The 20,751-nt window shown below is 73.2% G+C and carries 16 protein-coding genes; 4 read left to right on the forward strand and 12 right to left on the reverse strand.

Annotation, left to right across the window (positions count from 1 at the left end; genetic code table 11):
• Nucleotides 1–4: 4 nt before the first annotated feature.
• The 11 genes from DT076_RS18125 to rplU all read right to left on the reverse strand — a co-directional run bounded on the left by DT076_RS18125 (nt 5) and on the right by rplU (nt 11,444).
• A complete protein-coding gene (locus DT076_RS18125) occupies nt 5–973 on the reverse strand; it encodes an ABC transporter permease (RefSeq protein ID WP_233494062.1) in 969 nt (322 codons plus the stop codon).
• Entirely contained in the window at nt 970–1,992 is a 1,023-nt protein-coding gene (locus DT076_RS18130) for an ABC transporter permease (RefSeq protein ID WP_114128102.1), read from the reverse strand. The genes DT076_RS18125 and DT076_RS18130 overlap by 4 nt, the downstream gene beginning before the upstream one ends.
• A 3-nt stretch (nt 1,993–1,995) precedes the next feature.
• A complete protein-coding gene (locus tag DT076_RS18135) occupies nt 1,996–3,660 on the reverse strand; it encodes an ABC transporter substrate-binding protein (RefSeq protein WP_114128103.1) in 1,665 nt (554 codons plus the stop codon).
• A 129-nt stretch (nt 3,661–3,789) separates the two neighbouring features.
• Nucleotides 3,790–5,283, reverse strand: a complete 1,494-nt coding sequence (locus tag DT076_RS18140; RefSeq protein WP_114128104.1) for a hypothetical protein — start codon at nt 5,281–5,283, stop codon at nt 3,790–3,792.
• Nucleotides 5,280–5,756 carry a GtrA family protein gene (locus tag DT076_RS18145; protein WP_114128105.1) on the reverse strand — a complete coding sequence of 159 codons (477 nt, stop codon included), beginning with the start codon at nt 5,754–5,756 and terminating at the stop codon, nt 5,280–5,282. Before DT076_RS18145 ends, DT076_RS18140 begins: the two co-directional genes overlap by 4 nt.
• The gene (locus DT076_RS18150; RefSeq protein ID WP_114128106.1) at nt 5,749–6,786 is read right to left on the reverse strand and encodes a glycosyltransferase; all 1,038 of its coding nucleotides are present in this window, start codon (nt 6,784–6,786) and stop codon (nt 5,749–5,751) included. The genes DT076_RS18145 and DT076_RS18150 overlap by 8 nt, the downstream gene beginning before the upstream one ends.
• A 107-nt stretch (nt 6,787–6,893) precedes the next feature.
• Complete coding sequence (gene proB, locus DT076_RS18155) at nt 6,894–8,108, reverse strand: glutamate 5-kinase (RefSeq protein ID WP_114128107.1); 1,215 nt, start codon at nt 8,106–8,108, stop codon at nt 6,894–6,896.
• Nucleotides 8,101–9,555, reverse strand: coding sequence for a GTPase ObgE (gene obgE, locus DT076_RS18160; RefSeq protein WP_114128108.1), 1,455 nt, complete (start codon nt 9,553–9,555; stop codon nt 8,101–8,103). The genes proB and obgE overlap by 8 nt, the downstream gene beginning before the upstream one ends.
• Nucleotides 9,556–9,631: 76 nt before the next feature.
• Nucleotides 9,632–10,792 (reverse strand): ATP-binding protein, encoded by a 1,161-nt coding sequence (locus tag DT076_RS18165; RefSeq protein WP_147264192.1) that lies wholly within the window; start codon nt 10,790–10,792, stop codon nt 9,632–9,634.
• Between the two features lie 64 nt (nt 10,793–10,856).
• Nucleotides 10,857–11,123 carry a 50S ribosomal protein L27 gene (gene rpmA, locus DT076_RS18170; RefSeq protein WP_114128110.1) on the reverse strand — a complete coding sequence of 89 codons (267 nt, stop codon included), beginning with the start codon at nt 11,121–11,123 and terminating at the stop codon, nt 10,857–10,859.
• A 12-nt stretch (nt 11,124–11,135) separates the two neighbouring features.
• Nucleotides 11,136–11,444 (reverse strand): 50S ribosomal protein L21, encoded by a 309-nt coding sequence (gene rplU / locus DT076_RS18175; RefSeq protein WP_114128111.1) that lies wholly within the window; start codon nt 11,442–11,444, stop codon nt 11,136–11,138.
• Nucleotides 11,445–11,681: 237 nt separating this feature from the next.
• Here rplU and DT076_RS18180 point away from each other — a divergent pair, with 237 nt between their 5' ends.
• From DT076_RS18180 to DT076_RS18195, 4 genes are read left to right on the forward strand one after another with little or no spacing between them, the layout of a single operon-like run.
• Entirely contained in the window at nt 11,682–12,638 is a 957-nt protein-coding gene (locus DT076_RS18180; protein ID WP_114128112.1) for a glycosyltransferase family 2 protein, read from the forward strand.
• A complete protein-coding gene (locus DT076_RS18185; protein ID WP_114128113.1) occupies nt 12,635–14,032 on the forward strand; it encodes a polysialyltransferase family glycosyltransferase in 1,398 nt (465 codons plus the stop codon). The genes DT076_RS18180 and DT076_RS18185 overlap by 4 nt, the downstream gene beginning before the upstream one ends.
• A complete protein-coding gene (locus tag DT076_RS18190) occupies nt 14,019–15,803 on the forward strand; it encodes a hypothetical protein (protein WP_114128114.1) in 1,785 nt (594 codons plus the stop codon). The genes DT076_RS18185 and DT076_RS18190 overlap by 14 nt, the downstream gene beginning before the upstream one ends.
• Nucleotides 15,804–15,819: 16 nt before the next feature.
• Entirely contained in the window at nt 15,820–17,568 is a 1,749-nt protein-coding gene (locus DT076_RS18195; RefSeq protein ID WP_114128115.1) for a hypothetical protein, read from the forward strand.
• Nucleotides 17,569–17,588: 20 nt separating this feature from the next.
• Here DT076_RS18195 and DT076_RS18200 read toward each other — a convergent pair whose 3' ends face one another.
• A complete protein-coding gene (locus tag DT076_RS18200) occupies nt 17,589–20,645 on the reverse strand; it encodes an Rne/Rng family ribonuclease (protein ID WP_233494065.1) in 3,057 nt (1,018 codons plus the stop codon).
• Nucleotides 20,646–20,751 lie beyond the last annotated feature (106 nt).

A 20,751-nucleotide genomic window follows, 5' to 3' on the forward strand; every position in this document is an offset into this window, starting at 1 on the left:
GGGGTCACCTCCGCGACTTGGGGTCGAGGGCCTCGCGCAGGGCCTCACCGAAGAGGGTGAAGCCGAGCGCCGTGATGGCGATGCACACGCCGGGCAGCAGGGTGAGGTGCGGGTCGGACTGCAGCCGCTCCTGGCCCTTGACCAGCATCCGCCCCCACTCCGCGACCGCCGGGTTCGGCGCCCCGAGCCCCAGGTAGGACAGCGCGGCCACCTCGATGATCGAGGTCGCCAGGGTGAGCGTGGCCTGCACGATCACCGGGCCGAGCGAGTTCGGCAGCACGTGGCTCATCACCACCGTGCGGCGCCGCAGTCCGAGCGAGGACGCGGCCAGCACGTAGTCCTGGCCGCGCTGGGACAGCATCGAGCCCCGCAGCAGCCGGGCGAAGATCGGCACCTGGGCGGCGGCGATGGCGATCATGATCGCCAGCGGGTTGCGCCCGAGCACCGCGGCCACGCTGACCGCGAGCAGCAGCGACGGGATGGACAGCAGGATGTCGACCACCCGCATCACCAGGGTGTCGACCCAGCCGCCGAAGGCGCCGGCCAGCCCGCCGAGGGCCGCCCCGACCAGCAGCCCGAGGCTGGTCGAGACCACCCCGATGAGCAGGGACTGCCGGGCGCCGTAGAGCAGCTGGGTGAGTAGGTCGGAGCCGAACGGGTCGAGCCCGAGCGGGTGCCCCGGGAACGGGCCGGGGACGTCGGACGGCGTCACCATGGCGATCCACTCGGTGCTGGCCGGCTCGTACGGCGCCAGCAGCGGCGCTGCGGCCGCCACCACGACGAAGGCGAGCACGATCACCGCACCGACGATGGCCGAGGGGTTGCGCCGCAGCCGCTGCACGGCCCCGCGCCACAGGCTGGTCCCCTTCTCGTCGGCGACCGCCGTGCCGCCCATCACCTCCACGAGCGCCGGCGGCCAGGCGGGACGCTCCTGCGCACGGCGGTCCGCGGACCGCTCCACCGAGCCGCTCACGAGGTGCGCATCCTCGGGTCGATGACGCCGTAGAGCACGTCGACCACCAGGTTCACCAGGGCGAAGGTGAGGGCGATGAAGAGGATGAACCCCTGCAGCACGGCGTAGTCGAGGCTGGAGATGGCGTCGAAGAGGTAGCTGCCGATGCCGTTGAAGGCGAACACCGTCTCGGTCAGCACCGCCCCGGCCAGCAGTGCGCCGGTCTGCAGGCCGATGGTGGTGGTCACCGGCAGCATCGCCGGGCGCAGCACGTGCCGGCGGGTGATGAGCCCGCGGGCCAGGCCCTTGGCGTTGGCGGTGCGCACGTAGTCCTCGTGCAGCACCTCCAGCACGCTGGCCCGGGTCATCCGCACCACGATCGCCAGCGGGATCGAGCCGAGCGCGATCGCCGGCAGCACCAGGTGCACCACGGCGTTCCAGGCGGCGTCCCACTCCCGGGTCAGCAGCCCGTCCAGGACGTAGAAGTTGGTGATGTGGGTGGCGTCGATCCGGACGTCCTGGCGTCCCGAGGCGGGCAGCACCGCGAGGAAGTCCAGACCGGGCAGCCCGACGGCGAAGACCAGCTTGAGCAGGTAGGCCAGCACGAACACCGGGATGGTCACCCCCGCCAGCGAGGTGCCGACGGCCAGCAGGTCGAGCGCGCCGCCGTTGCGGCGGGCGGCCAGGTAGCCCAGCGGGATGCCGACGACGACCGCGAACAGCAGCGCCGCCGCGGCCAGCTCGATGGTCGCGGGGAACCGGTCGAGGAAGGTCGGCAGCACCGGCTCGCCGCTGATCGCCGAGGCGCCGAAGTCACCGCGCAGCAGCGATCCGGTGTAGCGCAGGTACTGCTGCAGCAGCGGCTCGTCGAAGCCGTACTGCTCGTTGACCCGCGCGATGGACTCAGGCGTCGCCTTGTCGCCGAGCAGTGCTCGTGCCGGGTCCCCGGGCAGGGCGCGCAACCACAGGAAGAGGAGCACGCTCAGCCCGAAGAGCACCGGCACGAGCAGCAGCAGGCGCCGGATGATGAACCGGGCCATCGATCACTCGGTGATGCTGACGGTGTTCCAGACCTCGTCCTGCACCGGGCTGGCGACGTAGCCCTGGACGTTCTCGGAGAAGGCCAGGGACGGCGCCGGGTGGGCCAGCGGGACGCCGGGCACGAACTCGGCGATGGTGCGGTTGATCTCCTGGTAGGCCGGGATCTGTTCCTCGGCGGTGGGCAGGCCGCGGGCCTCGCGCAGGGCGTCGAAGAGCTCGGGGTTGTCGAAGCCGAACTCGTAGCCCTGCTGGCCGAAGAACGTCCCGACGAAGTTGTCGGGATCGTTGTAGTCGCCGGTCCAGCCGAGGAAGTGGGCGTCACGCGCACCCTGGCCGGCCTCGCCCTGGACCATGTCGAGGTAGTCGGGGCTCCACTGGGCAGCCACCGGCTCGATGGTGATGCCGACCGCCTCGAGCTGGGACTGGATGGCCACGAAGGTGTCCTCCGGGGTGGGCATGTAGGGCCGCGAGACGCCGGTCGGGTAGGCCAGCCGGATGGTCAGGTCCTCCTGGCCGGCCTCGGCCAGCAGGGCCCGGGCCCGGTCGGGGTCGTAGTCGTAGGTGGTGACGTCCTCGGCGTAGCCGTTGACCATCTCCGGCATGAACTGGGTGGCCGGCAGCGTGCCCTCGGGCAGCGTCTGGGAGATCAGCGCGTCCTTGTCGATGGCGTGGGCGATCGCGCGGCGGACGCGGACGTCCTTCATCTCCGGGGTGTTCTGGTTCAGCGCCAGGTAGAGGATGTTGAACGCCGGACGGTTCTGGATCTGGAAGCCGGCGTCCTGCAGCGGCTGCAGGTCGGCCGGCGCGACGAGGTCGTAGCCGTCGATGCTGCCCTGCTGCAGCTCCTGGGTGCGGGCGGTCGGGTCGCTGATGGTGCGGATGATCGCCTGGCTGATGATCGCCTTCTCGCCCCAGTACTCGTCGTAGCGCTCCAGCGTCACCTGCTGGTCGCGCTCCCAGCTGCCGAAGCGGAACGGTCCGGTGCCGGTCGGGTGGGCGGTGGCGTACTCGGAGAAGCGCGGGTCGTCCTCGGTGCCGGCGGTGTCGTCGGCGTTGTGCTGCTCCAGCGCGGTGGGGCTCTGCATCGAGAACGCCGGCAGCGTCATCGCCTGCACGAAGGCGGCGAACGGCGAGGTGAGGTTGATCGTCACCTGCGTCGGGCTCTCTGCGCTGCAGCTCTCGTACAGGGCGGTCTCGTCGCCCTTGTAGCCGCGGAACAGCTTGCCGTAGTAGTAGGTGATGTTGTCGGACTGGTTGATGCCCGTCCAGTTGTACCAGCGCTCGAAGTTGGCGCAGACCGCGTCGGCGTCGAACGGCGTCCCGTCGTGGAAGGTGACGCCCTCGCGCAGCGTGAAGGAGTGGCTCAGGCCGTCGTCGCTGCTGCTCCACTCGGTGGCCAGCAGCGGGGCCAGCTCGGTGGTGCCGGGGACGGTGGAGACCAGGCCCTCGAAGATCTGGCGGGCGACGCGGAAGGTCTCGCCGTCGCTGGCCATGGCCGGGTCGAGCATCACCGGGTCGGAGGAGGCGGCGAAGACGAAGGTGCCGCCCTCGGTGCCCTCGCCCCCGGCGTCGAACTCCCGCTGGCTCTCGGCGCAGGCGGCCAGCCCGCCCACCAGGGCGAGGGACGCCAGCAGCGCCCCCGCTCGACGAAGGATCGATCGCTGCATGTGCTGTCCACCTCGCGGGTCGTGGCCTGACCGCGCTCGGGGGTCGCCCAGCGCGTACGGGAGAACCTAGCGGGGTGACCGCCGGTTGTCGCCACGCTCACCGGATCGTGTCGTGTTCGCAACATTTCTTCACGTCGGCTCCCCACCGGGGGTCGCGGCCCGCTCGGCGTGCCCGTCGGTCCGGACGGCGTCCGGCTCCACCCGGCGGAGGGAGGTCCGCCGGTGCCGGGCCCACCAGCCCGCGCACAGCATCCCCAGCGCGACGGACACCGCCAGCGCCGGCCAGAACGTGTAGCGGAAGTGGTTGGCCGGGGCGATCGGCAGGTACCCCGCGACGTAGGCGAGGGCGGACCAGGCCAGGGCGAGGACGGGCCCCTGCAGCCGGCGTCCGGCTCGTCGGCTGAGCACCACGCAGGCGATGCCGAGGGCGCTCCAGAACCACGGCTTGAACAGCATCGGGAACGTCTCGGCCGCGAAGTCGACGACGTAGTAGCGGGCGATCACGTCGGCGTTGTAGTTCTGCGGCCCGAGGCCGACCGTCTCGGCGTCCCCGCGCCACCCGTAGGGCCACCACTCCAGGGCCGAGCTGAAGAAGTAGTAGCTGAACACGCCCGAGCGGTAGATGAGGTAGCGCACCGGGTGCGGCAGGACGTGCTCCACCCACAGCTCCTGGATGGCCTCGGCGTCCTCGACGGGGGCGAAGAGCTCGGCACCGCCCCGGCCGAAGCAGTGCAGGTAGGAGTCCCAGGCCTCGTCGATCTCGCGGCACCTCGCGCGGGAGCCGAGGATGCGCTCCACCAGCTCCGGCGGGGCGTCGCTGGCCCGCAGCTCCGCCTCCGGCACGCTGAAGGTGACGTCGTCCAGCATCACGGTCGCGAGCGAGGACGTCGGCTGCACCTCCTTCGCGGCGGTGACCCCGCGGTCCAGCAGCGAGCTGGAGGCGCCGAGCACCAGCAGCGCCACCAGGCTGGCCGCCGTCAGCCGGACCCAGCGCCGCCCGTCACCGGCCCGGTAGAAGCGCTTCCACACCACCTGAGCCAGCAGGACCCCCAGGTAGACCGCGATCGGCACCAGCGCGAACACGGCGTTCTTGCGCACCGCGGTGGCATAGCTGAGCAGCACCAGCGCCGGCAGCACGAGGATCCAGGTGCGGCGGCGGCGGACGTCGATGAAGAACAGGCACAGGCAGCCCGCGAGCAGCGCGACCGCCATCTGGGTGTCCTTCCACAGCACCGCGGTCTGCCCCAGCACCCACGGCGCGAGCGGCAGCAGCAGCAGCCACAGCGTCCAGCGCCGGTGACCGGTGGCACGGTGCACGAGCAGCACGGACGCCCACACGGTGAGGAGGAGGACGCCGGTCTGCAGGCGGAACAGCGAACCGACGTCGCCGGTGAGGTCGATCAGCAGCTCCCACAGCGCGCTCATCACCGGCGGGTGCCAGTCGTTGTAGGGGACCTCGCCGAGCGCCTGCCGTGCCTGGTAGACGACATCGACGTTGGCCCGTCCCGGCGCGCTGAGCAGCAGCATGAAGGCGCCCTGGACGGCCAGCACCACGGCGCAGACCACCGCCCAGGCCGCGCGGGGGCGCAGCAGCGCGTCGAGCCGCGCCAGCAGGGTGCTCACCGGACCTCCTCCGTCGGGACGGCGTCCGGTTCGCGCTGGTCGCGGAAGACCCAGGTGCGGTAGGCCCAGAACCGGAACAGCAGCCCGAGGACGAACCCGATGACGTTGGTCGAGATGTTGAACGAGACCGGGTCCTGCAGCCCGAGCAGGTACCAGCTGACCCCAGCCGGGATGAGCACGATGACCATCGAGGCCAGGTTGACCAGCAGGTAGAGCCCGACGCTGCGCAGCGAGGAGCCGGTCTCGCGGTGGCCGTAGGTCCACCAGCGGTTGCCGGCCCAGGCGAGCACCATCGCGACGAGGAAGGCGATCGACTTGGCCACCAGCGGCGCGTCCGGCAGCAGCGCGGGGACCGGGCCGAGCCCGTAGACCAGGAGGTTCGACAGCCCGGTGTCCACCACGTAGGTGAGCCCGCCGATGACGCCGAAGCGCCAGACCTCGGTGGCCAGGGCGCGCCAGCGGCGTTCAGCCACGGGGCTGCGGGACCGCGGTGCTGCTGCGCTCGACGCCGGGACGCTCCGGGGAGGGTGCGGGTTCGAGCACCTCCAACGTGCCGCGGTCGGTCGTCGGGTGCAGCTGCAGGTAGGCCAGCCGCGCCGCCTCCCGACGGGCCCGGCGCAGGCCGTCCAGCACCAGCCCGACGCTGCCCAGCAGGAAGGCCAGGATCATCAGCGCCGAGGCGAGGATCGCGGTCGGGAACCGCGGCACCAGCCCGGTCTCGGCGTACTCGGCCACCACCGGCACCCCGAGCGCCAGCGAGAGGACCGCGACGAGGAACGACAGCGCGCCGTAGAAGACCGCCGGCCGCTCGTGGCGCACCAGCTCGAACAGCAGCCCGAGGATGCGGAACCCGTCGCCGAAGGTGGACAGCTTGGACTCGCTGCCCTCGGGCCGGTCGCGGAAGCCGACCGGGTACTCGGTGCACGGCAGCCGCAGCGACATCATGTGCACGGTGAGCTCGGTCTCGGTCTCGAAGCGCTTGCTGATCGCCGGGAACGACTTGACGAACCGGCGGGAGAAGACCCGGTAGCCCGACAGCATGTCGGTCACCCGGTCGCGGAACAGGGCGCTGGTCAGCCAGTTGAACATCCGGTTCCCCGCCTCGTGCCCCGGCCGGTAGGAGGACGTCTCCTGGGTCTCGGTGCGCACGCCCAGCACGTGGTCGTAGGGACCCCGTAGCAGCAGGTCGATCATGGCCGGCAGGTCGGCGGCCTCGTAGGTGTCGTCGCCGTCGATGGTGACGTAGATGTCGGCGTCGACGTCGGCGAAGGCGCGCCGGATGACGTTGCCCTTGCCCGCGCGGCTCTCGCTGCGCACCACCGCACCCGCCTGGCGAGCCTGCTCGGCGGTGGCGTCGGTGCTGTTGTTGTCGTAGACGTACACCGTCATCCCGGGCACGGCGGCCCGGAGGTCGCGCACCACCTTGGCGACGGTGAGCTCTTCGTTGTGGCACGGCACGATGGCGGCGATGCGCAGGCCGGCGCGTGGGTCGTGAGGCGACATCCGGGGTCCCTGCTCGTGGTCGGTCGGGGTGGGAACGGGCTCAGGATAGGGCGCGGGGTGCAGGGCGGGATCCCGACGCGCGGCCGGTCCGCCCGGGCGGTCCGTGCTCACAGCACCACCAGGGCGTCGCGGTGGACGACCACGCGGGCGTACTCGGCCCCGCGCTCCTCGACCAGGTCGCCGGTGCGCTGCCCGATCATCTGCGGCAGGTCGGCGGCGTCGTAGCTGACCAACCCGCGGGCCACCACCGCGCCGTCGGGGCCGACCAGATCGACCGGCTCGCCGGCGGTGAAGCTGCCGTGCACGTCGGTGATGCCGGCCGGCAGCAGGCTCGCCTTGCGCTGGGTCACGGCCTGCACCGCCCCGGCGTCCAGCACCAGGCTGCCCTGGGCGTCGGAGACGTGGGCCAGCCAGAGCAACCGGGTGGGACGGCGGCGTCCGGTGGCGGCGAAGGCGGTGCCGACGTCCTGCCCGGCCAGCGCGGCCGCGGCGTCGTCGGCGGCGCCCAGCAGGGCCGGGATGCCGGCCGAGGTGGCGATCCGGGCCGCCTCCAGCTTGGTGACCATGCCGCCGGTGCCGACGGCCGAGCCACGGCGGGAGATGTCGATCCCGGTCAGCGCGCCGACGTCGACGACGTCGCGCACCCGCTCGGCACCCGGGGTCTCGGGGTGGGCGGTGTAGAGGGCGGGCACGTCGCTGAGCAGCACCAGGGCCTCGGCGTGCACCAGGTGCGCCACCAGCGCGGCCAGCCGGTCGTTGTCGCCGAAGCGGATCTCCTTGGTCGCCACCGTGTCGTTCTCGTTGACGATCGGCAGCACGCCGAGCTCGAGGAGCTTGGCCGCGGTGCGGTAGGCGTTGCGGTACTTGCTCTGCACCGTGACGTCCTCGACGGTGAGCAGCACCTGCCCGACGGTGATCCGGTGGCGGGCGAAGCGCTGCATGTACTGCTCCACCAGCAGCCCCTGGCCGACCGCGGCCGCCGCCTGCTGGGTGGCCAGGTCGCGCGGGCGCCGGCGCAGCCCGAGCGGTGCCAGCCCGGCCGCGATCGCACCGGAGGAGACCAGGACGACCTCCCGGCCCTGCTGCCGGACCCCGGCCAGGGCATCCACCAGCCGGGCCACCCGGTCGAGGTCGAGGCGGCCGTCGGGGCTCGTCAGCGAGGACGACCCCACCTTGACCACCACCCGGCGGGCGGCGGCGATCTGGTGCCGGGTGTCGGCTGCCCGCCCTTCGACAGGCTCAGGGCGCCGGGGTGCGGGCTCCGGGCGCTGGGGCCGGGTTGCTGCCCCTGCGGCCGGTGCGTCGGTGGCGCCGTCACTCATCGTCGTCCTCGAGCTCGCGGCGGGCGTGGTACTCGGCGTCCTTGGCCCGGCGGCGCTGGGCGGCCGGCCGGTCGCTCTCCAGCCGCTGGTCCTCACCGCGGCGGCTGAGGATCTCCGCACCGACCTCGACCTGGGGGGCGAAGTCGAAGACGACGGCGTCCTCGCCGCCGATCGCCACCGCGTCGCCGGCCCGGGCGCCGAGCTCGAGCAGCCGGTCCTCGATGCCGATCCGGTTCAGCCGGTCGGCGAGGTAGCCCACCGCCTCGGGGTTGTTGAAGTCGGTCTGGCGGACCCACCGCTCCGGCTTCGTCCCCCGCACCCGCCACACGTGGCCGCCCTGCCCGTCGCCCTGGCGGTCGACGGTGAACTCCGCGCCCCCGCCGCGGACGGGATCGGGCCGCAGCACGATCCGCTGCGGCTCCGGCGCCGGCTGGGTGGCGCGACGCCGGCGGACCAGCTCGGCCATCGCGAAGGTCAGCTCGTTGAGCCCCTGCCCACTCATCGTCGAGACCACGAACACCGGCCAGCCGCGGGCGGCGACGTCCTCGCGGACCAGCTCGGCGAGGTCGGCGCCGTCGGGGACGTCGGCCTTGTTGAGCACCACCAGCCGCGGCCGGTCCTCCAGCCCGCCGTGCGCGGCCAGCTCGCCCTCGATCACGTCGAGGTCGGACAGCGGGTCGCGGCCCGGCTCGTAGGTGGCGGTGTCGATGACGTGCACCAGCGCCGCGCAGCGCTCGACGTGGCGCAGGAAGTCGTGACCCAGCCCGCGTCCCGCGCTGGCGCCCTCGATCAGCCCGGGCACGTCGGCCACGGTGAAGGTGGTCTCCCCCGCCACCACCACGCCGAGGTTCGGCACCAGGGTGGTGAACGGGTAGTCGGCGATCTTGGGACGGGCCCGCGAGATGGCCGCGACCAGCGAGGACTTGCCGGCGCTGGGGAAGCCGACCAGGCCGATGTCGGCCACCACCTTGAGCTCGAGCTGGATGCGGCGCCCGTCGCCCTCCTCCCCGAGCAGGGCGAAACCGGGTGCCTTGCGGGTGCTGGAGGCCAGCGCGGCGTTGCCGAGCCCGCCGCGTCCGCCCGCGGCCACCACCAGCTCCGCCCCGGCACCGGTGAGGTCGGCCAGCACCTCGCCGGTGTCGGCATCGCTGACCACGGTGCCGTCGGGCACGCCGAGCACGACGTCCTCCCCGCGCGAGCCGTTCTGGTGGTCACCGCGTCCGGGCTGGCCGTTCTGGGCCCGCCGCACGGACTGGCGGTGGTACTCCACCAGCGTGGTCAGGCCGGGGTCGACGCGCAGCAGGACCGACCCGCCGTCACCGCCGTTGCCCCCGTCGGGACCGCCGAGCGGCTTGAACTTCTCGCGGTGCACCGAGGCGCAGCCGTGCCCTCCGTTGCCGCCCTGCACCTGCAGGGTCACGCGGTCGACGAAGCTGGGGATCGCCATCACGGCCTCCTGGGGTCGGTGGTGCCGGACGGCGCGGGCCGTCCGGGTCGGGTCGGGGAGGTGGTCGGAGGTGTGCTCACCGGTCGTCCCCGTCGTCCTGCTGGGCGAGCACCCACTCCCGCATGCCGGGGCGGCCGAAGACGACCACCCCGCGCTCGGGGCGGGCGACGGTGCCGCGCCGGCGCAGCTCGTCCACCGCCCAGGAGATCTCGCTGCTCGAGCCGCGACCCAGGGCGGTCGCCAGCTCGCGCATCCGCAGCCGGCCACCGGCCCGGGCCAGCTCGACCAGCGCCGAGCGCCCCAGCGGCGGGGCGGCGTTCCAGGCGCCCTGGAAGTAGGCCTCGATCTGCGGGCCGGCCGCTCTGACACCCTCGGCCACCACGTCGGCGTCGATGAGGTCATCGCGGCGCAGCTCCCAGAACGCCTGCCCGTACTCCTGGATGAAGGCCGGGTAGCCGCCGGAGACGGTGACCGCCTCGGCCAGCGCCTCCGGTGTCCAGCGCCCGCCGGCCTCGTGCACCGGCAGCAGGAAGGCGTCGCGCGTGCTGTCCTCGTCCAGGTAGCCCAGCTCGAGCGTGCGGTAGACCCGCTCGGCGTGGCTGGAGGACCGGCCGACCTTCTCCACGGTGTCGGGCAGCCCCGCGAAGCACAGCAGCAGCGGCGGCTTGTCGCCGTCGCGCTCCCCGATCAGCGAGACCAGCTCGGACAGGTTGACCAGGCTGGCCTGGTCGGCGTACTGGGTCTCGTCGACCAGCAGGGCCAGCCCGAGCCCGCCGCGCCGGCAGACCTCGGTGGTGGCGTCCACCAGCTCCTGCATGAAGGCGGTGTCGGTCAGCCCCGGGGACTCCGGCCGCAGCTCACGCTCGACCTCCAGACCGCCGACGGGGGTCGAGATCGCGGCGCGCACCACCCGGCCGTGGGCGTCGGCGAAGTCGGGCGGACGCTGCAGCGCCTCCTGCACCGCGGCCCGGACCCGCTCCATCAGCGGCTCCCGGGCACTGGTCTGGCAGCGCACCCGCACCGCGAGCCCGCCCTGGCGCAGGGTGTCCTCGGCGAACTGCTTGAGCAGCGAGGTCTTGCCGACCCCGCGAACGCCCTGCAGGATCAGCTGGCGCTCCTGGGTGTGGCCGAAGACCCCGACGTCGGTCAGCATCCGCCGCCAGGTGCGCAACTCGCGGTCGCGGCCCTCCAGCCGGAAGGGGCTGGTCCCCGCGCCGGGGAAGAACGGACCGGCCATGAACAGCACTCTACCCCAATAACCTAAAACCCGAAGATTTTAGGTTATTGAGGTACAGCGGGAGTCAGCTGGCGACGGCGTCGCGCTCGAGGATGTTGACCACCCGGCGCCCGCGACGGGTACCGAACTCGACGGTGCCCGGACGCAGCGCGAACAGGGTGTCGTCCCCACCACGGCCGACGTTGTCACCGGGGTGGAAGTGGGTGCCGCGCTGGCGGACGATGATCTCGCCGGCGTTGACGTCCTCGCCGCCGAAGCGCTTCACACCGAGCCGCTGGGCGTTGGAGTCGCGCCCGTTACGGGTGGACGACGCGCCCTTCTTGTGTGCCATTGCTTGTCTCCCTCAGCCCTTGATCCCGGTGACCTTGACCTGCGTGTGGCGCTGGCGGTGGCCCTGGCGCTTGCGGTAGCCGGTCTTGTTCTTGTACTTGAGGATGCGGATCTTCGGACCCTTGGTCTCGGCCAGCACCTCTGCGGTCACCGTGGCCTTGTCCAGGGCACCCTTGTCGGTGGTGACGGTCTCACCGTCGACCAGCAGCAGGGGCTGGAGCTGGAGCTCGGCCCCGGCCTCGTCCGCCACCTTGTCGATGGTGACGACGTCGCCGACGGCCACCTTGTGCTGGCGTCCGCCACAGCGCACGATCGCGTACACGACTGACCTTCTCTCTTCTCACGTCTGGGCTCGGTGCCGGCTGACCGCCGGGGCCGCCGCGGAGCGGGGCCACGCAGAGCAGGAGGCAAGCACCGAGGGGCTACTTTACGCGTCACGGGGGACGAGGGTCAAACACGCGCTGGGACGGCTGCGCCCCGGCGTTGCCGTTAGCCTACTACCCGGCGCTGGAGCCTGAGTCGCACCCAGACCCCCCGTACGAGGAGCAGACCCGACCGAATGCCACGACTGTCCGTCATCGCCACGTTCTACTCGATCGAGTCCATCGTCGCCCACACCCTGACCAGCCTGAGCCGGGCTGCCACCCCCGACATCGAGTTCATCCTCGTCGACGACTGCTCCCCCGACGGCACCTACGACGAGCTCACCCGGTTGGTCGAGCGGGTGCCGAACGCCACGCTGCTGCGCAACGAGCACAACCTGGGCATCTCCGCCACCCGCAACCTGGCCCTCTCCCGCGCCCAGGGTGACTACATCTGCTACCTCGACGGCGACGACTTCGTGGCCCCCGACCACTACACCTCGATGATCGCCGCGATCGAGGAGCTGGGGGTCGACTTCGTCCGGGCCGACCACGTCCGGGTGCACGGGCGTCGGCGGCAGGTGCACCGGATCCCGCACGGACCGCGCCGGGTGCCCGACTCGCCGCGCAACGGCATCCTGCCGGTGAACCTCTCCACCTCCATCGACGTGCCCCAGCCCTGGACCGGGATCTACTCGCGCCGGCTGCACGACGAGCTCGACGTGCTGCGCTTCGACGAGAGCCTGCGCACCGCGGAGGACCGCGAGCAGATGTGGCGGCTCTACCTGGCCGCCGACTCCTTCGCCGTGGTCGGGCTGACCGGGCAGTTCTGGCGCCGGGAGGTGACCTCCTCCCTCACCGCCATCACCGACGACCGGCAGTTCGACTTCATCCCCTCCTACGAGAAGGTGCTCGCCGCCGTCCGCGCCAACCCGGACTTCCTCCGGTTCGAGCCCAAGGTGGCCCGGACCTACCTGGCGATGCTCTCCTTCCACCTCACCAAGCCCGAGTACAGCCACGCGCTCAAGGCCGAGCTGCGCCGGCGGGCCCACCAGTCGCTGACCGTGCTGTGGGACGACGCCTTCGCCGAGCAGTACGCGCTGCAGTCCCCCGACCGTCGCCACGTCCTGTCCAAGGTGGGGGTGCCCGCATGACCGAGCAGATCGTCGAGCCCCGTCCGAGCGCCCGCCCGCGTCCGACCGTCCAGCTCTGCCTCGCCTCCACCCTCTACGGCACGGTGACCCTGACCGCGCTCGCCGACTCCGGCCAGCTCGGTCGACCCGACCGGCGGGTGCTGGTGCTGAGCAACAACTCCGCCCACCCCGAGACGTCGCCGCGACTGGTCGACCAGCCCGACTTCGACCACCTCGCCCGCCACTTCGACGAGGTGGTCGACTACAACGCCTGGATCACCCCCCTGCACCCGTCGGCCTGGCGCCCCCGCGAGGAGGAGCTGCTGATGTGGGAGCGCGCCGCACGCCAGGCCTGGGGCATCGGCGAGGCGGAGGTGCAGATCGTCTGCGAGAGCATCCAGGCCCCGCCGGCGACGACGGTCTGCCGGATGTTCCCCGACGCCACCATCGACGTCTACGCCGACGGCCTGATGAGCTACGGCCCCACCCGGGACCGGCTGGGGGCGACCGTCGGCACCCGGATCGACCGGGTGCTGCACCTGGACCTGGTGCCGGGGCTGCGCCCGCTGCTGCTCTCGGAGTGGGGGGCCCGCACCGAGGTGGTCGACACCGCGGCCTTCCGGGCCGTGGTGGCTGGTCTGGGCGAGCACCTCGCGCTGCCGGTGCCTGCGGACGAACCGGTGGCGCTGGTGCTGGGGCAGTACATGAGCGACCTCGAGCTGATCACGCTGGAGGAGGAGACCGACCTCCACCTGCGCCTGCTCGCTCTGGCCGCCGAGGCGGGCTTCGGCACCGTCGTCTTCAAGCCGCACCCGAGCGCGGGCTCGGCCATGATCACGCCGCTGCAGCGCCGCGCCGAGGAGCTGGGGGTGCGGCTGGTGGTCTTCGACGAGCCGATCATCGCCGAGGTGCTGTACGAACGCCTGTCGGTGGGCCTGGTGCTCAGCGCGTTCTCCACCGCGCTGATGACGGCGGCCAACCTCTACGGCGTCCCGGTGGCCAGCCTCGGCACCGACACCCTGCTGACCGTCCTGCGGCCCTACCAGAACAGCAACCGCATCCCGCTGACGATCATCGACCAGCTGGTCCCGCAGTCGGTGGCCGACCTGCGTCGCGCCGACCGGCCCGGCGCCGAGGACCTCGCGCCGCTGCTGACCGCGGTGGCCCACGCCATGCAGCCCGGCCACACCGAGCACCTGCGTCCGGCGGCGGTGCAGTTCCTCCGCGAGAACTACCCGGCCTACAAGCGCTACTTCTACAAGCGGCGGCTGCTGGCCGCCGAGCTCCCCGGTCCCCAGCGCACACCGGTGCAGCGCGTCCTGCTCGAGGCCGGTCAGGCCGACCACCCCCGGATCCGCGAGGCCGTCAGCCGCGCTCGCAAGGTCTACCGCCGGATCCGCCGTGCCCGTCGCTGACCGCACCACCGCCCCGCGCCACACCGCCGGCGAGTCGGCGGCCCGCCCGCGGGCGGCGCGGTGGTGGTGGCTGGCCTGGCCGCTGCTCGGTCTCCTGCTCGGTGCGGTGCGGGCGCCGGTGTTCAGCCTCAACGGCGACGTCCGCTACACGCTGGGGGCGCTGCACACCACCGCCGCGACCGGATGGTCGCCGGCGGAGGTCTGGGCCCACCGGCCGATGACGAACCGGCTCCTGATGGCGGCGGTGGACGCGGTGACCTGGGGCGAGCCCGCCACCCGTGAGGTGCTCTGGCTGCTGGCCGGCGGTCTGCTGTGCGGGGTGGCCGCGGCCTGCCTGGCGCATGCGCTGCGCTCCCACCTGCCCGACGCGCAGGCCGCCGCGCTGGCGACCGGGGTGCTCGTCGCCCTCGTCTGGGCCCCGCAGCGTGACGTCTGGCAACCGGAGTGGTCGGCCAGCGCGCTGGCCGTGGCCGCCGTCGCCGCGGGTCTGGCCCGTGCGCGCTGGGGCGTGCCGCTCGCCGCGGTGCTGCTCGCCGCGACCGCGCTGATGAAGTACACCACCGCCACCACCGCCCTGGTGGCCCTGCTCGTGCTGGCCCTGGTGCAGCTGCGCCGCGCGGTCGTGGTCGCGCTGCTGACCGGGGTGGTGGGGTTGGTCGTGCTCGGCGTGCAGTTCGCGCTGGTGCCGGTGGAGTGGACCTGGTTCACCGAGCTGGGCGCGCTCAACAGCGAGTTCAGCGCCCAGTGGTGGTGCCAGACCGGTGAGAGCTGGGGCAGCTGCCCGCCGCAGTCCCTGCTGGCCACGATGGGGCTGCTCAGCCCGCTGCTGCTGGTCTGGCCGGCGGCGATCGGCGTCCTCGTCCTCCGGCTGCGCGGCGCCGCCCGGCGGGTGGCGCTCGTCGTCCCGGCGGCGGCCGTGCTGCTGGTCGGCGCCGGCGTGGTCGTGCAGGCGTCCTGGTACAGCTACCAGCTCGACGCGCTGCCGGTGCTGGCCGCCGGGTGGGTGGCCTGGGCGGTGGCGGCCAGCCCCTGGCCCGCACGGGTGGTGCTGGGTCTGGGCACGCTGGTGGCCGCGGTGTCCACCTGGTGGCTGATGACGCCCCCACTGGAGGTGCGTGAGGAGGCGCCGCCGGTGCTCGGGGTGCTGCCGCGCACCGAGCTGGCCTACTGGGGGCAGGTCGTGCTCGTGGTCGTCCTGCTGGTGGTGGCGGTCGGCGTGGCGCTGGCCGGCACCCGACGGGCGTCCGCGCCGCACCCGGCAGCCGCCGGTCGCGCCCGGCCGCGCGTCGCGGTGGGGGTCGCGACCGCGGTCGTCGTGATCGGGCTGGCGGGGGCGCTGCTGCCGAGCATGCCGTTCTCCTACGGCTTCCAGCTCGGCGGCTACACCCCCGAGAGCGAGAAGGAGCGCCGCCAGCAGGGGCTGGAGCAGATCGCCGAGATCGACCAGCGGATCGGGCCCGACGCCCCGGTCGTCTACCTCGCCTTCGGCGAGGACAGCTACCTGTTCGGCCACCCCACGTACTGTCGGTACGCCGCGGCGACCTACCTGCAGCGCAACCTGTGGGCCGACACCGAGGGGCTGCGGGGCTTCGCGGAGAACCTCGCCTGTCTGGAGGACCCACGGGCGGAGTACGTGGTGATCAACGACCACTGGATGAAGCTCGAGCGCGACCGGGCGCAGACGACCCGGGAGGCCATCGAGCGCTGGTTCGACTGCGGGCGCGACGTGGGTACCAGCTCGTGGCGGGTCTGCCCCCGCCGAGACGGCTGATCGGACGGAGAGGCACGTGGTGACGTCGAAGGATGGGCTCGTCGCGCCGGCGCGGACCTGGATCGGTCTCGTGCTGCTCGCGGTGCCGGTGGCGGTCCTGGCGGTGGCCGGGTGGCAGCGCCGGTGGATGGCCGACGACGGGATGATCAACGTCCGGGTGGTGCACCAGGTGCTGGCCGGCAACGGCCTGGGGTTCAACGCCGCCGAGCGGGTGGAGGTGACCACCAGCACGCTGTGGCTGTGGCTGCTGGTGCTCGCCCAGGCCGTCACCCCGATGAGCGAGACCTCGGTGCTCGCGGTGGGTCTGGGCTGGGTGCTGACCCTCGGCGGGCTGGTGGCCGGGACCCTGGCCGGGGTGCTGTGGTACCGCGACCGCGGGCGGGGCGCGCTGCTGCTGCCCTTCGGGACGCTGCTGGTGGCGATGGTGCCGCCGGTGTGGGACTTCACCACCAGCGGCCTGGAGACCGGTCTGACCTTCGCCTGGATCGGCTGCAGCCTGCTCGCCCTCAGCTGGCGGCTCTCGGCCCGTCCCGACCTGCCGGCCTGGCGCCCGCTGTGGGTGCCGGTGCTGATCGGGCTGGCGCCCCTGGTGCGTCCCGACCTCACCCTGATGGGCGCGATCTTCGGGCTGGCGCTGGTGCTGCAGAACCCCCGACGCCTCTCCTCCTGGTGGGCCACCCTGCTGGCCGCGCTGGTGCTGCCCGCGGCCTGGCAGCTGTTCCGGATGGGCTACTTCGCCTCTCTGGTGCCGAACACCGCGCTGGCCAAGGCGGCCGGGGACGCGGAGTGGCAGCGTGGGACGACCTACTTCCTCGACCTCTTCGGCCGCTACGGGCTGCTGCTGCCGGGCGCGCTGATCGCGCTGCTGGTGCTCGCCCGCGCCCTCGACACCGTGCTCACGGGCCGCGACCTGGGACGCACCGCGCTGGCGCTGGCGCCGCTGGTCGCCGCCGTGCTGCACGGGCTGTACGTGATCCGGGTGGGTGGTGACTTCATGCACGGCCGGATGCTGCTGCCGGCGCTGTTCGCGCTCGCGATGGCGGCGCCGGTGGTGGCGGTGCGGCTGCGGAGCCGGGTGCTGGTCGGCGCCTTCGCGGTGGTCGCGGTGAGCAGCCTGGTGAGCGGGTTGTTCCTGCGCTTCCCAGCCTTCGAACGCTGGGACGAGGCGACCGGCATCGCCGACGAGCGGGCCTACTACCTGGCCCGCATCCCCAGCCACCGGTCGGTCTCGGTGCAGGACTGGCAGGGCTCGGGCTGGTACGAGCGTGGGCTGGAGCACCGCCAGGCCGCCGCGCAGGGCCGGTCCTACTACTCCGACCGCACCCTGCGGCTCCCCGCGGCGGCGGGGATGGGCGTCATCACCACCGAGGACAACATCGGGCTGACGGCCGTCGTGGCCGGCACCGACGTCTTCATGGCCGACCGCCACTCGCTGGCCGATGCGGTGCAGTCGCGGATGGAGGTCGTCCCGGAGCCGGGCTCGCGGGTCGGGCACTCCACCACTCCCCCGGACTGGCGCCGCGCCCGCTACGCCGCGCCGCGCGTGGACGACCCGCCGGAGGTGCGGGCGGCCCGCTCGGCACTGGCCTGCGGTGACCTCGCCGAGCTGCAGGACGCCGTCTCGGCGCCGCTGACCGTGGAGCGGTTCTGGGACAACGTCGCCGCCGCGCCGCGGCTCACCTTCCTCGACGTGCCCGCCGACCCGGTGGCCGCACGGGCGGCGTTCTGCCAGCCGCCCGGACCGGGAGCAGCCACCCGCGGCTGATCCCGGCCGACCGGCGCCGCTCAGCCGGCCGTCGGCCCCTGCTCCTGCTCCTGCTCGTCGCGGGTGTCGCTGGCCGGCTCCGGCGTCTCCGGCTCCGAGGTGGTCTCCCCGGTCGCGGCGTCCGCCACACCGGGCAGCGGCGAGGTCTCGGCGACCGGGTCGGCTGCGGACGGGTCCCCGACGACCTCGGCGGTCACCGGATCCGCCACGGGCTCCTCCTCCGTCGCGCCGACCGGCTCGGCGTCGGTGGCCCCGGCGACGGCCGGCTCGGGCGTCGGCTCAGCCACGACCGGCTCGGCGGGTGCCGGCTCGCCGGCCTCGGCGGTGGCGGGCTCGGCGACGGGCAGCGCCGGCTCGTCCGAACCGGCGGCCGTCTGCGGGGCGTCCGCAGGTGCCGTCCCGGCGTCCTCGGAGTCGTCCCTGGGGTGGCCGTCCTTGTGCATGGCGGCGTAGACGTCCTGCGGGCCGCCGTTGCGCTTCACCGGCTCCTCGGGCTGCTCGCCCTTCTTGCCGCGTCCACGGCCGCCCTTGTTGCGGCTGCTGCGACCCTTCCGGGACGTCCGCTCGCCCCCGTCGGCGGCGTGCTGGCTCTGCACCGGCGTCTCGTAGGTGTGGTAGCCCAGACCGTCGCAGTGCTCGCACGGCTCGGTGAACGCCTCGGCCAGCCCCGTGCCGATCTTCTTCCGCGTCATCTGCACCAGACCGAGGCTGGTCACCTCGGCCACCTGGTGCCGGGTGCGGTCGCGACCCAGGCACTCCACCAGCCGGCGCAGCAGCAGCTCGCGGTTGCTCGGCAGCACCATGTCGATGAAGTCGATGACGATGATCCCGCCGATGTCGCGCAGCCGGAGCTGGCGGACGATCTCCTCCGCCGCCTCCAGGTTGTTGCTGGTCACCGTGGTCTCGAGGTTGCCGCCGGAACCGGTGAACTTGCCGGTGTTGACGTCGATCACCGTCATCGCCTCGGTGCGGTCGATGATCAGCGACCCGCCCGAGGGCAGGAACACCTTGCGGTCCAGCGCCTTGGCGATCTGCTCGTCCAGCCGGTGCGCGGCGAAGACGTCGCCCTTCTCCTCGGAGTCCCAGCGCTGCAGCCGGTCGGCCAGGTGCGGGGCCACGTGGCCGACGTAGCTCTCGACCGTCTCGTAGGCGTCGTTCTGCCCGGCGTTGCCGTCGACCACCAGCGAGGAGAAGTCCTCGGTGAAGAGGTCGCGGACGATCCGCAGCGTCAGGTCGGGCTCGGCGTAGAGCAGCTGCGGGGCGCTGCCGGAGCGGATCTTCTTCTCGATCTGCTCCCACTGCGCCTTGAGCCGGTTGACGTCGCGGACCAGCTCGTCCTCGCTGGCCCCTTCGGCGGCGGTCCGCACGATGACGCTGGCCTCGTCGGGCACCAGCTCGCCGAGGATGGCCTTCAGCCGCTTGCGCTCGTTCTCGGGCAGCTTGCGCGAGATCCCCGACAGGTGGCCACCCGGGGAGTACACGACGTAGCGGCCGGGGATCGAGACGTGGTTGGTCAGCCGGGCGCCCTTGGCCCCGACCGGGTCCTTGGTGACCTGCACCAGGACGGTCTGGCCGGACTTCAGCACCTTCTCGATCTGCCGGTCGGACTTGGCCGCGCCGTGGGCGTCCCAGTCGACCTCACCGGCGTAGAGCACCGCGTTGCGGCCGCGGCCGATGTCGACGAAGGCGGCCTCCATCGAGGGCAGCACGTTCTGCACGCGGCCCAGGTAGACGTTGCCGATCAGCGAGGTGGCGCTCTCCCGGTCGACGTAGTGCTCGACCAGGACGCCGTCCTCCAGCACGGCCAGCTGGGAGAGGTCGTCGCGCTGGCGGATCACCATCGTGCGCTCGACCGACTCCCGGCGGGCCAGGAACTCGGCCTCGCTGAGGATCGGGGTGCGACGGCGGCTGCTCTGCCGGCCCTCGCGCCGGCGCTGCCGCTTGGCCTCCAGCCGGGTCGACCCGTCGATGCCGGTGATCTGGTCGCTAGCGGTCTTCTCCCGCGAGGTTCGCCGCGGCTCGCGGACGCGGACCACGGTGTCGCTCGGGTCGTCGTCGCTGCCGGAGGCGTCCTCACCGCGGCGACGCCGACGCCGGCGCCGGCGCCGTCCGGAGGACTGCTCGCCGGAGTCCTCCTCGCCCTCGCCGTCCTCGGCGCCCGTCTGCTGGGCGGTCCGGCCGTCGTCGCCGTCCTCGCCCTCCTGGTCGGCCGGCTCGTCGTCGCCGTCCTCGTCGTCGTCGGTGTCGCCGTTGTCGTTGTCGTTGTCGTTCTCGCCCGCGCCACGGCGGCGGCGCCGACCGCCCCGGCGACGACGACGGCGGCGCGGCTGGTCGTCGTCCTCATCGGTCTCGGCGGTGCCCGCCCCCGCCGGCTCCTCGTCCTGGTCGGTGGCCTCGGCGGCGGTCTCCGGCGTCGTCGGCTCGTCGTCGGCCGTCTCGGCGGAGCCGTCACGGTCGGCCTGGTCGAAGACCGCCCGGACGGCCACGCTCAGCGGGTCGACCTCATCGCCGTCCTGGCTGTCCTCGACGGCGTCGGGCGCGGGATCGGCGGGGGTGGCGAAGGGGTTGGCCACGCCGGCGGTCGGACGGCGGCGGCGTCCGCGGGTGCGGGTCGGCGGCTCGACCGGCTCGGTCTCCTCCGGCGCGGGGGTGGCGGCGGCCGCGTCCTCGGTGGCGCTGGTCCCGGTGGCGCCCGGCTCGGCGGCGCTGGTCTCGGTGGGGGCCGTCGTGGCGGGAGCGGTCTCGTCCTCGGTGGCGGCACGGCGGCGACCGCGTCCCCCACGGGTGCGGCGCGGCTTCTCGTCCGCGGTCGGCGCGGGCTCGACCGGCGCGCCCTCGGCGGCGGGGGTCTCGGCGGCGGGGGTCTCGGCGGCGGGGGTCTCGGCGGTCGGGGCCCCGGTCGCCGGCTCCTCGGTGAGCGTGCTGTCGGCGACCGGCTCCTCGGTGAGCGTGCTGTCGGCGACCGGCTCCTCGGTGACCGTGGCCTCGGCGGCCTGCTCGTCCTCCGCCTCCTCCTCGGGGGCAGGCTGCTCCGCGACCGGCTCCGGGGCGGGCGGTTCCGGGGTGGGCGCCGGCACGACCGGGGCGGGCGTCCCGGCGGGACGGGTGGCCGCACGACGGCGGCGGTCGACGTGGGTGAAGGTGCTGTAGCGGATGATCCCGGAGAAGCCGGAGCTCTGCGCG

It is taken from the genome of Desertihabitans brevis (assembly GCF_003327535.1).
Lineage (GTDB): Bacteria > Actinomycetota > Actinomycetes > Propionibacteriales > Propionibacteriaceae > Desertihabitans > Desertihabitans brevis.

What these genes read in the sequence shown, in the direction of transcription:
- DT076_RS18150 (WP_114128106.1), bottom strand. Translation starts at nt 6,786, where the DNA reads ATGTCGCCTCACGACCCACGCGCCGGCCTGCGCATCGCCGCCATCGTG.
- DT076_RS18135 (WP_114128103.1), bottom strand. Translation starts at nt 3,660, where the DNA reads ATGCAGCGATCGATCCTTCGTCGAGCGGGGGCGCTGCTGGCGTCCCTC.
- rpmA (WP_114128110.1), bottom strand. Translation starts at nt 11,123, where the DNA reads ATGGCACACAAGAAGGGCGCGTCGTCCACCCGTAACGGGCGCGACTCC.
- DT076_RS18130 (WP_114128102.1), bottom strand. Translation starts at nt 1,992, where the DNA reads ATGGCCCGGTTCATCATCCGGCGCCTGCTGCTGCTCGTGCCGGTGCTC.
- obgE (WP_114128108.1), bottom strand. Translation starts at nt 9,555, where the DNA reads ATGGCGATCCCCAGCTTCGTCGACCGCGTGACCCTGCAGGTGCAGGGC.
- DT076_RS18180 (WP_114128112.1), top strand. Translation starts at nt 11,682, where the DNA reads ATGCCACGACTGTCCGTCATCGCCACGTTCTACTCGATCGAGTCCATC.
- proB (WP_114128107.1), bottom strand. Translation starts at nt 8,108, where the DNA reads ATGAGTGACGGCGCCACCGACGCACCGGCCGCAGGGGCAGCAACCCGG.
- DT076_RS18185 (WP_114128113.1), top strand. Translation starts at nt 12,635, where the DNA reads ATGACCGAGCAGATCGTCGAGCCCCGTCCGAGCGCCCGCCCGCGTCCG.
- DT076_RS18165 (WP_147264192.1), bottom strand. Translation starts at nt 10,792, where the DNA reads ATGGCCGGTCCGTTCTTCCCCGGCGCGGGGACCAGCCCCTTCCGGCTG.